This is a genomic window from Streptomyces lydicus (genome assembly GCF_004125265.1).
GTDB lineage: Bacteria > Actinomycetota > Actinomycetes > Streptomycetales > Streptomycetaceae > Streptomyces > Streptomyces lydicus_C.
The window spans coordinates 8,519,409-8,531,189 of sequence record NZ_RDTE01000003.1; the positions used below are offsets into that span (position 1 = coordinate 8,519,409).

Annotated in this window: 13 protein-coding genes; 3 read left to right on the plus strand and 10 right to left on the minus strand. The window is 69.9% G+C overall.

What is annotated here, in order from left to right; genetic code table 11:
• Positions 1–88 precede the first annotated feature (88 nt).
• Positions 89–664, minus strand: coding sequence for a TetR/AcrR family transcriptional regulator (locus D9V36_RS40085; RefSeq protein WP_129298088.1), 576 nt, complete (start codon positions 662–664; stop codon positions 89–91).
• 121 nt (positions 665–785) lie between these two features.
• Here D9V36_RS40085 and D9V36_RS41585 point away from each other — a divergent pair, with 121 nt between their 5' ends.
• Positions 786–1,070, plus strand: coding sequence for a hypothetical protein (locus D9V36_RS41585; RefSeq protein ID WP_206739792.1), 285 nt, complete (start codon positions 786–788; stop codon positions 1,068–1,070).
• 480 nt (positions 1,071–1,550) lie between these two features.
• Positions 1,551–3,617 (plus strand): SpoIIE family protein phosphatase, encoded by a 2,067-nt coding sequence (locus tag D9V36_RS40095; protein WP_129298089.1) that lies wholly within the window; start codon positions 1,551–1,553, stop codon positions 3,615–3,617.
• Positions 3,618–3,677: 60 nt separating this feature from the next.
• Here the strand turns inward: D9V36_RS40095 and D9V36_RS40100 are convergent, their stop codons facing one another.
• Both D9V36_RS40100 and D9V36_RS40105 read right to left on the minus strand, forming a co-directional pair.
• Positions 3,678–4,322: a LysE family translocator gene (locus D9V36_RS40100; protein ID WP_129298090.1), complete on the minus strand. Its 645-nt coding sequence runs from the start codon at positions 4,320–4,322 to the stop codon at positions 3,678–3,680.
• Between the two features lie 169 nt (positions 4,323–4,491).
• The gene (locus D9V36_RS40105; RefSeq protein ID WP_241721249.1) at positions 4,492–4,776 is read right to left on the minus strand and encodes a hypothetical protein; all 285 of its coding nucleotides are present in this window, start codon (positions 4,774–4,776) and stop codon (positions 4,492–4,494) included.
• A 493-nt stretch (positions 4,777–5,269) separates the two neighbouring features.
• On the opposite strand from D9V36_RS40105, the gene D9V36_RS40110 reads away from it, so the two are divergent.
• Positions 5,270–5,584, plus strand: coding sequence for a hypothetical protein (locus D9V36_RS40110; RefSeq protein ID WP_129298092.1), 315 nt, complete (start codon positions 5,270–5,272; stop codon positions 5,582–5,584).
• A 42-nt stretch (positions 5,585–5,626) separates the two neighbouring features.
• Here D9V36_RS40110 and D9V36_RS40115 read toward each other — a convergent pair whose 3' ends face one another.
• The 7 genes from D9V36_RS40115 to D9V36_RS43195 all read right to left on the minus strand — a co-directional run bounded on the left by D9V36_RS40115 (position 5,627) and on the right by D9V36_RS43195 (position 11,748).
• Positions 5,627–5,998: an SgcJ/EcaC family oxidoreductase gene (locus D9V36_RS40115; RefSeq protein WP_129298093.1), complete on the minus strand. Its 372-nt coding sequence runs from the start codon at positions 5,996–5,998 to the stop codon at positions 5,627–5,629.
• Between the two features lie 174 nt (positions 5,999–6,172).
• Positions 6,173–6,463, minus strand: coding sequence for a muconolactone Delta-isomerase family protein (locus D9V36_RS40120; protein ID WP_129298094.1), 291 nt, complete (start codon positions 6,461–6,463; stop codon positions 6,173–6,175).
• Between the two features lie 118 nt (positions 6,464–6,581).
• Entirely contained in the window at positions 6,582–7,970 is a 1,389-nt protein-coding gene (locus D9V36_RS40125) for an amidase (protein ID WP_129298095.1), read from the minus strand.
• Positions 7,957–8,166 (minus strand): hypothetical protein, encoded by a 210-nt coding sequence (locus D9V36_RS40130; RefSeq protein ID WP_129298096.1) that lies wholly within the window; start codon positions 8,164–8,166, stop codon positions 7,957–7,959. The genes D9V36_RS40125 and D9V36_RS40130 overlap by 14 nt, the downstream gene beginning before the upstream one ends.
• Before the next feature lie 352 nt (positions 8,167–8,518).
• Positions 8,519–9,592: a 2,3-diaminopropionate biosynthesis protein SbnA gene (sbnA, locus tag D9V36_RS40135; RefSeq protein ID WP_129298097.1), complete on the minus strand. Its 1,074-nt coding sequence runs from the start codon at positions 9,590–9,592 to the stop codon at positions 8,519–8,521.
• Between the two features lie 81 nt (positions 9,593–9,673).
• The gene (gene sbnB / locus D9V36_RS40140; RefSeq protein WP_129298098.1) at positions 9,674–10,711 is read right to left on the minus strand and encodes a 2,3-diaminopropionate biosynthesis protein SbnB; all 1,038 of its coding nucleotides are present in this window, start codon (positions 10,709–10,711) and stop codon (positions 9,674–9,676) included.
• Between the two features lie 32 nt (positions 10,712–10,743).
• Positions 10,744–11,748 carry a TauD/TfdA family dioxygenase gene (locus D9V36_RS43195; protein WP_206739882.1) on the minus strand — a complete coding sequence of 335 codons (1,005 nt, stop codon included), beginning with the start codon at positions 11,746–11,748 and terminating at the stop codon, positions 10,744–10,746.
• Positions 11,749–11,781 lie beyond the last annotated feature (33 nt).

Genomic DNA, 11,781 nt, shown 5'->3' on the forward strand with positions numbered 1-11,781 from the left:
CCGGAACGAGTACCGGCGGGGCAGCTCGACGAATGGGGGTGTGCCGTACTTGTGCGTGCGCTCGATGCGCTGGTCCGGGAGCTTGGGTTCAGTCTGCAGGCGAGTGCGCGGTCAGCGCGTCCATGAGGAGGGCGATGAGCCGACGGGCCTGCTCTCTGGTGCTGTGCTGCGCGGAACAAGCGACGCCGCCCAGGAGAAGGAGGACGTCGTCGGAGGTGACGTCGGTTCGCAAGCTGCCGTCCCGGGCGCCGGCCTTGAGGAGGGTGGCGACGGCGTCGGTAAGGAGTGCGCGGCTGTCGGCGTAGGGGTCGACGCCGGAGGCGATGACCGCGTTGAGCGCCGCGGACATACCGCTCTTGGTCGTGGCGTAGTCGAGGAAGTGTTCCATCCACACCTGGGTGGCCTCGGCGGCCGGGTGCCGGGTGAGGAGGTCGGGTGCCTTCCCGCACACCAGGGTGAGCTGGTGCCGGTAGGCCGCGTCGACGAGGGTTTCCCGGGTCGGGAAGTGCCGGTAGAGCGTGCCGACACCGACACCCGCCTGCTTGGCGATAGCGGCCGGCGCGGTGTCCAGCCCCTGCTCGGCGAAGACTTGCGCGGCGACCTCCAGCAGGCGTGCTCGGTTCTGTACCGCATCGCTCCTGGTCCGGCGGGGGGTGGCGGGCATGCGGGTTCCTCCGGTGCCTGTCTCCGACGGCATTCCGGAATCCGTTCCGTTTAACTGTAAGCGGAACGGATTCCGGTAAAACTCTACTCCAGAGGACTCTCATGCCGACTCTTTCTCCGACATGGCCGTACGCCACTGGTTCATCACCCCAGCCTCCGGCGGCCTGGGCCGCCACCTCACCGAGCACGCCCTCCAGCACGGCGACCGCGTCACAGCCACGGTCCGCCGCCCCGTAGCCCTGCAAGACCTGCGCGAGACGTACGGCGACCGGCTGACCGTCGAGATCCTCGACGTCACCCGCCGGCCGATTGCGACAAGGCGGTCGGCAGGACTCTCCGGTCCGGGCCGGTGGACATCGTGGTCAACAACGCCGGATACGCGGTCCTGGGCGCCGCAGAGGAGATGACCGTCGAGCAGATCCGCGACCGGATCGAGGTCCTCCTGCTCGCTCCGATGCCACCATCGTCTCCGGCTTTCGCTTCACCACCGAAACGGCCGCCTACCGTGACAACACCGTCGACGGGACCCGGCGCTACCTGGAGACCGCCGACGACAGCGCCCTCACCGGCAACCCGGCCAAGCTCGCCGCCGCCGTCTACGACACCACCCGGGACCCGAACCCACCCCTGCGCCTCACTCTTGGTTCCGAAGCCTACGAAGCCCTTCACACGCACTCGCCGAACGCCTCACCACAATCGAAACCCAAAAGGACCTTGCGGCATCCGTCGCCTTCAACCGCTGACCCGGTCCACCGGCACGGAGTCTCCCCAGTCCCTGCCCGCCCACCGGAGTGTCCGCGCCAGAGCGACAAGCGCAGAATGAAGAGAGCCGCTCTCCGTCCGGCGGGCGGACCGCCACCGTGCGCGGCGGGTGGAAGGGAAAGCCGGTGCCAGCAGATCGGCCGAGCGACGCGAGAGCTCGTGGTCCGCTCTGGTCCGAGCCCGGTTCGCTGCTGGAGCATGTGGCCGTCGCCGTGTTCGGCATCGACGACGACAACCGGATCTGCTACTGGGGCCCGGGCGCCCGGGATCTCTTCGGCTATCACGCGTCCCAGGCGCTGACGAAGCCCGGCGCCCTCCTTCTCCCCGGGCCGCCCGGGGGAGGGCCCGATGCCTGCGCCCGTATGGCGGAGCGCGGCCGGACCCTGGGGTACTGGCGTGGCCGACTGCACGCCGTGCACCAGGACGGCACGGTTCTCGACTGCGGGTTCCGCGTCTTCCCGGTCACCGGCACCGCGGGACGCTCGGTGATCATGGCGCTGGCGAGCCGCGGCGACGAGCTGGACCGGGTGAAGACCAATCTCGCCTTCCTCGACGCCCTCTTCGAGACCTGCCCCATAGGCCTGGCCATGTTCGACGCGGAACTGCGCTACCTCCACGTCAACCAGGCGCTCGCCGACATGAACGGACTCCCCATCGAGGAACACCTCGGACGGCGCCTCGCCGAGATCGTGATCACCTCGGACGGCGGTGAGTACGAACGCATGCTGCGCGCCGTCGCCGCCGAGGGCAAACCCGTCACGGGCGTGCGGGTGGGGATGCGCACCCGCGGCCACCCGGACCGGGACAAGGTCCTGTCGGTGAGCTTCTTCCCGCTCACCCAGGCCGTGGGCACCCACCAGGGAGTGGGCGGCCTGCTGGTGGACGTGACCGACCGCGAGCAGGCCATCGTGGAGGCAAGTGCCACCCGTCAGCGGCTGGCACTGCTGAACCGCGCCACCGCCCGGATCGGCACCACCCTGGACGTGCAGGTCACGGCCCAGGAACTGGTCGAAGCCGCGGTCCCGGACTTCTGTGACGCGGCCGTCGTGGAGCTCGTGGAGTGGGGGGACGAGCATGCGGCGTTCGACCCCGCCCTGCCGGTGGAAACCCACCGCATCGCCCACGGCACCGTCCTTCCCCCGCCCGCGACGGAACTGGTGAGCGGGGTGGACGTCGTGCACTACCCGCCGGGCTCCGCCATCCACCAGATGCTGCGGACCGGCCGTCCCCTGTGCGTAGCGGTGAACCAGGAGTTCATGGTCCGCACCATGCTGGACGAAACCCGCGCCCGGCTGCTGGCCGACAGCGGTCTGGCCTGCCTCCTCCTCGCTCCGCTCATCGCCCGGGGAACGGTCCAGGGGATCGCGGTCTTCGGCCGGTCGGCGGCCAGACCGGCCTTCACCGAACAGGATCTCAGCCTGGCCGGCGAGCTCGCCTCACGGGCGGCGCTGAGCCTGGACAACGCCCGGCTGTACAACCGGGAGAGAAACATCGCGCTCACTCTCCAACGGGCGCTGCTCCCTGCCGCTTTGGCGCCCGGCCCGTACCTGCACATCGCTCACCGCTACCTGCCGGGCAGCCGCGTCACCGAGGTCGGCGGTGACTGGTACGACGTGATTCCCCTGCCCGGCGGCCGCGTTGCCCTGGTCGTCGGTGACGTCATGGGACACGGAGTGTCGGCCGCCGCGGCGATGGGCAGGCTGCGGATCGCCGCCAAGGCGCTGGCCCGGCACGACCAGGAACCGGACGGGCTGCTCACCGAACTCGACCAGTGCGCCGAAGAGGCCGGCATCGAGCTCGCCACCTGCCTCTACATCCGCTATGACCCCGCTACCGGAGGCACCCGGATCGCCAGCGCCGGCCACCCTCCGCCCCTCGTCCGCCACCCCGACGGCCGGATCCAGCTCATCGACGACGTGCTCGGAGTGCCGCTCGGCGTCGGCGGCTGTCCCTTCCGGACGACGGAGATCGAGCTGCCCGACGCCGCCACCCTCGCGCTCTACACCGACGGCCTCATCGAGTCCCGAGGCCATGACATCGACGAGGGCCTGGACACCCTCCGCACGGAACTGGGCCGGATCTCCGCCTCGTTGGAAGACACGGCGGACCGCATTCTCGCCCGCCTCCTGCCGAGTTCCCCGGCCGACGACACGGTTCTGCTGCTCGCCCGGGTGCACCGTGCGCAGCGGTGACGTCCCGAAGCGACAGTGAGCGGCGACCGGCCGGGTCCGGCCGGGTCCGGCCGGGTGCGGTCAGTCCGCGCGGCCGGTGGCCGCCACCGTCACGCCCAGACCGATCATGGCGAAGCCGCCCGCGCCACCGATCATCGACAGCCGGCGTTCGGAACGCGCGAACCAGGCGCGGGCCGCCGAGGCCGTGAGCCCCCACACCGTGTCCGTGATCAGGCCGATGCTGATCGGTACCAGGCCCAGCACGAGCATCTGGGCGGGCAGCCCGCCCGCCGCGTGGTCCACGAACTGGGGGAGCACGGCGGCGAAGAACACGATGCCCTTCGGGTTGGTGACGCCGACCAGGATGCCGTCGGCGATCGTACGCAGATCACCGCGGGCGGGCTGAGCGGGCACATCCGCGGCGCCCATCTTCATCTCCTTACGGTGCCGGAACGCCTGGACTCCGAGGAAGAAGAGGTAGGCCGCGCCGGCCAGTTTCACGGCGACGAAGACAGCGGCGGACTGTTCGACCAACGAGCCAAGGCCGAGCGCCACCGCGGCCACCAGCAGATACGAGCCCAGCACATTGCCCAGTACCGTCGCCAGTGCTGTGCGGCGGCCGTGCGCCAGAGCCCGGCCGATCACGAAGAGCACGCTCGGCCCCGGGATCGCAATCACCAGCAACGACATCGCCGCGAACGCAAGCAGCCGGTCGGTCGACACCATGTCTCTCACCTCGGCGACCATTGAACCAGCTACGGTGCGGTGCCGGAGAGGCGGCGATGCTCCCTACGTTCGCCCCGCCATCCTGCTGCTCCCTCTGCTCCCTCGACCTGCCCGGTGGATCGCGGCCTCGGCCCCTTCCCGCCTCGGCCGCGAACCATACGGAACCGGGCTATGCCACGACGGGCAGCAGGCCCGCTACCGGGGCGGCCATGTCGGTCACCTGATGCAGCTGGCCGAGGTCATGGAGGTGCTGAAGGCCGGTGAGCTGCCCGGTGACCGTGGGCATCTGGCCCTGGTATTTGGCGGGCACGGGCGCGACACCGAGGCTGTCGAGTGCGCTGAGCACGGAGATTCCCTGCGCGGTCGGCGGGGCGGACGGGGCCGCGGGCGCGGCCGAGGCGGACGACACCGCAAGGCCCGAGGCGCCGGCGGTCAGGACGAGTGCTGCATACATGCGTCGAGTGGAGATCACGCTTTCACAAACGGCACCGGCGCCGGCCCGGACACGGTTCCTTGCCGACTTCACCCGGCCAGAGGAGGCGCACGGCAGACTCCTCCCGGCGCCGCCCCGTGGCCTTTCGCGCCCCGGGCGCCTGCGGGCTGCCGGCTCGGTTACGGCCGGTTCCTCGTTCAGGGCGGCGACTGGGGCGCCATGGTCACCCTCACGATCGCCGTGCGTCACCCCGAGCGAGTCACCATGACGCACACCACCGTGCCCTGGGCACCGCGCCCCGACGGATTCGACGACAACACGCTCACGCCGACCGAGAAGCGCCGGCTCGAGGAGTACGCCGAGTTCGGGCGGTCAGGGCGCGGCTACGCTCCAGCAGTCCGCCCGCCCGCAGACCCTCGGGTACGCTCTCGTCGACTCGCCTACCGCCCAACTCGCCTGGATCGCGGAGAAGTTCTTCGAATTCTCCGACTCGGAGACCAACCCCGAGGAGGCGGTGTCCCGGGACCGCATCCTCGACGACGTCTCGCTGTACTGGTTCACCCGCACCGGTGCATCCGCGGCCCGGCTGTACTGGGAGAGCTTCCGCGGTCTCGGCGTGTCCGACGTGAACACATCCGTGACGGTGCCGGCGGCCGTGACCGTCTTCCCATGTGACCTTCAGAAGCTGCCCCGCTCATGGGTCGAGGAACGCTACCGCGACCAGCGCTGCTGGAGCGTGGCCGAGCGCGGCGGCCACTTCCCGATGCTCGAAGTGGCCGACGCCTTCTGCGCGGAGATCCGCGCGGCATTCGCACATGCTCCGGCATGACAGCCATGACCGTCGGGGCAGCCGCGATGCCGCCCCGACGAACTAATCGCGGTGGGAGACGTGATAGTGGCTGATGTACCAGTCGTGCTCCGTTTGCTGTAGCAGCACGGTGAGGTTCACGGCGATCGTGGGCCTGTCGGTGAACGAGAAGTCCACGCTCAGATAGCCGAGTACGAGGTCGTCGGCCGGCCGCCTGGTCTCGAGAATCCGGTACTCGGCGGTCATCCCGAGGGGCTGGGTATCGTAGTACTCGGTGATGCCCTGCCGGCCGACGCTGTAGGGGTGCAGACCTTGGAAGATCGCGTCCCCGGTGAAGTGGGAGGCGACCCGCTGTGGTTCATGCGCGTCGACTGCCGCCTTCCACCGGTCGAGCACGTCGCGCAGGACGACCTCGCTGCCTTGTGTGCTGTTCATCAGGGTTCCCCTGTGGGGGCGGCACGGCGGCAGGCTGCGAAGACCGGGCCGGGACGGAGGGACGAGAGGCGGCGAGTCCTCGCGGGTCGAGGGCGATGACGATGCCCTGCCTGTTCGCCCGCCGCCGCAGAGACACAACCGAGGCCGCCGTTCCGGAGCCGTGGTGGCTGCTGCTCAACGGCCCGGGTCATTCGGGTGCGGGGACAGCGGCGTCACCGTGTCGTGCCGCCACGCCCGCAGGGGCATCGACGCGAGCACCTGCTCCAACCGCTCCGCGTCGTCCGCGCGGAAAAGGCCCCAGGTGCGCCATTCACCAGGGGCGAGCGGCGGCCGCCACAGTCGCAGCAGGCTTCCCTGCGTGGCCAATTCCCGCGACCGTACCGCCTCCCTGGCCCGGATCTCCGCCACGGCCTCCTCGGACGTGCCCTCCGGAACGGTGGTCACCATGTCGACCAGGAACTCCATCAGCGGCTCTCCTCGCCATGTCACGCCTGACACCGGGAACAGTAACGCCGGCCCGGCCCGTTGGTGATCACGCACGGGCAACGGCGCGCCGACCCGCCACGACGGCCACGGCGCACGCTCATGCCGGCGGCCTCAGCCATGGATGGGCGGTCTCGTACGCGTGGCCGGTGCGCAGCACCGTCGCTTCACCCAGGGGCCGGCCTATCAGCTGCATGCCGATGGGCAGGCCCGCATGATCACGGCCGACCGGCAGGCTCAGGGACGGCAGTCCGGTGATGTTCGCCGGGGCGCTGAGGCGGACATAGGCATCGGAGACGCTTTCCGTGGTGCCGTCCGGCCAGGAGACGGAGGGCTGGTCCGTTTTCGTGGCGGTCATCGGCACGGTGGGCGCCGCGAGTACGTCGATCCGGTCGAACAGGCTCACCCAGGCCTCGCGCATGAGGGTGCGGGAGCGCTGGGCCCGCAGGTAGTCGCCTGCCGAGACCAGCTCGCCGGCTTCCAGGAGAACCCGCACGTCCGGCGCGTACAGCTCGGGTACCGACCGCAGCGTACGCTCGTGAGAGGCGGTCGCCTCGGGGACCATCAGACCCCACTGGGTCGCCTGGACGTAACGCGTCATCGGGATCTCGACCTCGACGAGTTCTGCCCCCATGTCCGCCAGCTGTGTGTGGGCCTCGCGTACGGCGGCTTCGACTTCGGGGGTCACGCGGTCGAAGTAGTAGTTGACCGGCACGCCGACACGCAGGCCCGTCAGGTCGCCGTCCCCCGGGGGCAGCGGGTAGGCGGACGGTGCCGAGCGCGGACTCGCCGGATTCCGAGGAGCATGGTCCACCAGCGCGGACAGTACGAGCGCAGCGTCCCGCACGGTGCGGGTGAGGGGGCCGACGTGGTCCAGCGACCAGGACAAGGCGACCACACCGTCACGGGGGAGGAGGCCGTAGGTCGGTTTGAGGCCGACCAGCCCGTTCAGCGCCGCGGGCACGCGGATCGAACCGCCGGTGTCCGTCCCCAGGGCAAAGGTGGCGGTCCCCGCTGCCACGGCGACCGCCGAACCACCGCTCGAACCGCCCGCAATCCGCTCCTGGTCCCAGGCATTGCGCGTCTGAGGTGTCGTCAGCCCGTAAGCGAATTCATGGGTATGCGTCTTCCCGATCAGGACCCCGCCCGCTGTGGACAGGCGCCCGGCCACGGCGCTGTCCGCCCGCGCGACGTGGTCCGCCCTGACCCGGGAGCTGGCCGTGGTCGGCATCCCGGCAGCGTCGATCATGTCCTTCAGCCCGAAGGGTATGCCGTGCAAGGGGCCGCGATACCCGCCCCCTGCGATCTCGCGTTCCGCTCGCACGGCCGAGTTGCGCGCCGTCTCGCCGGCCAGGGTGACATAGGCCTGCAAGCGCTCTTCCACGGCGTCGATCCGCGCGAGTACGGACTCGGTCAGCTCCACCGGGGACGCGCTTCCCTCCTCCACGGCAGCGGCCGCATCGGCAAGTGTCAGCTCATAGAGCTCCATTGGCCGTCTCCCCCTCGACGATGTAGGTGGCGGCGGGCGGCGTCTCCCCGAAGTCCAGCTCGCGCAGGGTGCGGATGACGCTGTGGATGTGGTTCGCGGTGGCGGCCACGTCGGTATGCCGCTCGTCCGGCAGCGGGAGTCCGGCATGAAGCGCCCATCGGGCGACTTCTCCGGCGGTGAGTTCGACAGATGTCATGGCAGGTCCTTGGCGCGTGCGTGCGGTCGGCGGGTCGGCGGGTCGGCGGGTCGGCGGGTTGGTCGGTGTAGTGGTGAGGCGGCGTCACAAAAGAAGCTAACGCGATTCCTTTGCGTTAGCTTCAGGGTACGGGGTGGCGCGACTTAAGGCAACCACTTAGCTTTTGGTCTGGGTGCCGCTCCGTGCCGCTCCGTGCCGCTCCGTGCGTGCCGGTCCGATGCCGGTCCGGTCCTGATGAACGGCGCGATCCGGCCGGCCGGGCTGTACCGGCCGGCCGGATCGGAAGCCGGCTACCGGGGCCGGCTTCCGGAGCGCACGGGACCGGGCCCATCCGCAGTGCGGGCGCCCGGATCTAGATGTCGCCCGCCTGCTCCTTGCGCTGGGGACGCGGATACGGGTCCTCTCCGCGCCTCGGCGGTGCGGGGCGGAACTTCCGGTAGTCGGCCGGGGCGGCTTCGCCGGAGGCACCGTCGGAGCCGAGCATGTCCTCGCCGTACAGGTCCTGTACCCAGTTGGCCTGGTAGATGGTGTCGAGGTAGCGCTCGCCGAGGTCCGGGGCGATGGCCACCGCGGTGAGCCCGTGCGTGTCGTGCCGGGACAGCCAGTCCATCGCGCCGCTGACGACCGTGCCGGTCGAGCCGCCGAAGAGGAAACCGTGTCGGGCCAGTTGGTGGCAGGCACGGACGGTGTCCGCCTCCGCCACGCGTACCGCCTCGTCCACGAAGGACTCGTCGAGCAGCGGGGGAGGGACGCTCATGCCCAGACCGGGGATCATACGGCGTCCCGGTGCACCGCCGAAGGTCACCGAACCGACACTGTCCACCGCGACGATCTGCACCGGCCGGTGCCACTGCCGGAAGTAGCGCGCACAGCCCATCAGGGTTCCGGTCGTGCCCGCCCCGATGAACAGTACGTCCAGATGCGGGAACCAGCGGGCGATCGCCGGTGCCGTCGTGCGGTAGTGCGCCTGCCAGTTACCCGGATTGGTGTACTGGCTGAGCCACACCCAGCGGTCGTCGGAGGCGCACAGGTCGCGGACGTAGTCGAGCCGTGCGCCGAGGAAGCCGTTGCCGGACTCGTCGGCGGCGATGACGTGCACCTGGCTGCCCAAGGCCTCCATCATCAGCCTGGTCGACAGGTTGCAGCGGGAGTCCGTCACGCACAGGAACCGGTAGCCCTTGCTCGCCGCGATCATGCTCAGTGCCACGCCGAGGTTTCCGGACGAGGACTCGACCAGGACCGATTCGGGAGTCAGGGCGCCCTTCCGCTCGGCCGCCTCCACCATCTCGGTCGCCGCCTTCAGCTTGATCGAGCCGGCGAAGTTGAGGCCCTCGCACTTGAGGAACAGGGACTGCCCGAAGATCGCCTGGAGGTCGACATAGAGTTCTTCCTCGTTGAAGGCGTAGGGAACAGATATGACTGGCATGATGGGTCCCTCCTCTGGAGGCAGAGCACCTTCGGATGTCCATCCGACTAGGGCGGACTCCTCATTGCGCCGGTACCGGTCTCATCCGTACCGGCGCAGTTCATGGAAGAAGTTGTCGACGACCTGCAGCCGGCCGGAGCGGACCACCTCGTCGTAGACGTACTTGCCGACCGCGAGATCGAGCACGCCGAGGCCGAACGGTGAGAAGACCGCGGGCCGGTCCGCCGGCACCGTCACCCGCCCGTTCATCACGTCGTCCAGCGTGCCGTGCAGGAAGTCCCGGTTGCCCGTGAGCTGTTCGGCCAGATGCGGGGAGGTGTCGGCGGTGAGACAGTGCTCGACGTCGTCGACGATATTGGTCGAGGCCAGCAGGATCTGCGGTGCGAGGTCGCGCAGCGACACGTGCAGGACCACCGGGTTGTGGGCGAACCACGAGGGGTCGTGGACGTGCGGCCGGCCGGCGACGGTGGCGAAGACCACCAGATCGCTGAGGCGGATCAGTTCCTGGGCGTTGTCGTGCACGGTGATCCGGCCGGCCGTACCGGTCTGCTCCAGGTACAGGCGGAAGCCGGCGGCGCTGTCGGCGGACAGGTCGTGCACGCCGATCTCGTCGAACGACCAGCCGGTGCCTTCCAGGAAGGTATGGATGTAGCGGGCGATCAGGCCCGTCCCGAAGAATCCGACGCGCAGTGGGCGCGGGCGGCCGCGGCTGAGCCAGTCGGCCGCCGACGCTGCCGACGCTGCGGTTCTGGTGGCGCTGATGATCGAGCTCTCCAGGCAGGCGAACGGGTAGCCGGTGGCGGGGTCGTTGAGGATCAGCACGGCGGAGGCCCTGGGAATGTCGGAGGCCACGTTCTCCGGGAAGCTGGAGATCCACTTCAGCCCGTCCACCTGCGCCTCTCCGCCGATCGAGGCGGGCAGCGCGATCATCCGCGAGGACCGGCGGTCGGGGAACCGGAGGAAGCAGGACGGAGGGTTCACCGAGGCACCGGCGCCGTGCAGCCGGTAGGTCTCCTCGACCACCTCCACGAGGTGCTTCTCCCGCCCTTGCAGGGCGGTCTGGACCTGCCCTCCAGAGATCACGGCGAACGGGGGCACGGTGAGCGGCGGTTTCGTCATGGCGGACTCCGTTGCACTGGGGCGGATGGTGTTCACGAGGTGGTCACCTCGACGGTCGGCGAGCAGTCGGCCAGGCGCAGCGGATCGGCCATCGCCACCACCACCTCTCGCGGCCCCTCGAAGGGCTCCCTGCTGTGCGCGGTACGGACGTTGTCGACGAGGAGCAGGTCACCGGCCTGCCAGGGCCGGCGCACGGTGTGCGCCTCGTAGACCTTGTTGAGCAACTGGACGGTGTCCTCGGTGAGGGGGTCGCCGTTGCCGTAGCGGGTGTTGAACGGCAGCCCGTCGGTGCCGTACTCGTCGAGCAGGTATTCGCGGACCTCGGGGGCCATCGTCCACTCGTTGAGGAACGCGATCTGGTTGAACCAGCAGCGTTTCCCGCTGACCGGATGGCGCACCACGGCGCTGCGGCGCTGCCGTGTGCGCAGTCCGCCGTCGGGCTGCCACGCGTACTCGATCGCGTGGGCGCGGCAGTAACTCTCGATGACGCTCCGGTCGTCGGTGCCGAACGCCTCCGGCAAGGAGGCCCCGATCTCGTCGTGGTAGCTGCGGGTGAGCAGCCAGCCCTCCCGCTCGAACCGCTCGGTCAGCTCGGGCGGCAGTGCGTCGAGCACCGCGGTGGAGTCCGCGACCCCGGTCGCCCCGCCCTCGGTGGGTGCGCCGAGACAGGCGAACAGCATCAGGCCGGGGAATTCGAGCCGGTAGCTCAACTCGTGGTGCATGCACATCGGCTGGTTCGGCGGCCACTTGGAGGAGGAGTAGACGCCCTCGGAGTAGGTCTTCCGGGGGGCGAAGGACTCCTTCTCCGTCACCGGAGCGAGGCCCAGCCGCTGGACGACCGCGCCGACCTCGGCCGCGTGGCGGAGCTCCAGGCCGCGGACGAGTACGGCACCGTGTTCGAGGACCGCGGCGCGCACCGCGTCCCGGTGTTCGGCCGCCCAGCTCGCCGCGTCGGCAGTGGTGTCGAGCCGCAGCATCGGAGTCCGGCCGGGTACCGACTCCAGGTCCGGCAGCGAGGTCGGGATTGTGGGTGCCATCGTGGTGTCCTTTCGCTCTGCGTCGGCGGGCAG

Coding starts and splice junctions, on each gene's coding strand:
- D9V36_RS40105 (WP_241721249.1), bottom strand. CDS start 4,776: ATGTATGCAGCACTCGTCCTGACCGCCGGCGCCTCGGGCCTTGCGGTG.
- D9V36_RS43195 (WP_206739882.1), bottom strand. CDS start 11,748: ATGGCACCCACAATCCCGACCTCGCTGCCGGACCTGGAGTCGGTACCC.
- D9V36_RS40085 (WP_129298088.1), bottom strand. CDS start 664: ATGCCCGCCACCCCCCGCCGGACCAGGAGCGATGCGGTACAGAACCGA.
- D9V36_RS40100 (WP_129298090.1), bottom strand. CDS start 4,322: ATGGTGTCGACCGACCGGCTGCTTGCGTTCGCGGCGATGTCGTTGCTG.
- D9V36_RS40115 (WP_129298093.1), bottom strand. CDS start 5,998: ATGAACAGCACACAAGGCAGCGAGGTCGTCCTGCGCGACGTGCTCGAC.
- sbnB (WP_129298098.1), bottom strand. CDS start 10,711: ATGACGAAACCGCCGCTCACCGTGCCCCCGTTCGCCGTGATCTCTGGA.
- sbnA (WP_129298097.1), bottom strand. CDS start 9,592: ATGCCAGTCATATCTGTTCCCTACGCCTTCAACGAGGAAGAACTCTAT.
- D9V36_RS41585 (WP_206739792.1), top strand. CDS start 786: ATGGCCGTACGCCACTGGTTCATCACCCCAGCCTCCGGCGGCCTGGGC.
- D9V36_RS40120 (WP_129298094.1), bottom strand. CDS start 6,463: ATGGAGTTCCTGGTCGACATGGTGACCACCGTTCCGGAGGGCACGTCC.
- D9V36_RS40125 (WP_129298095.1), bottom strand. CDS start 7,970: ATGGAGCTCTATGAGCTGACACTTGCCGATGCGGCCGCTGCCGTGGAG.
- D9V36_RS40130 (WP_129298096.1), bottom strand. CDS start 8,166: ATGACATCTGTCGAACTCACCGCCGGAGAAGTCGCCCGATGGGCGCTT.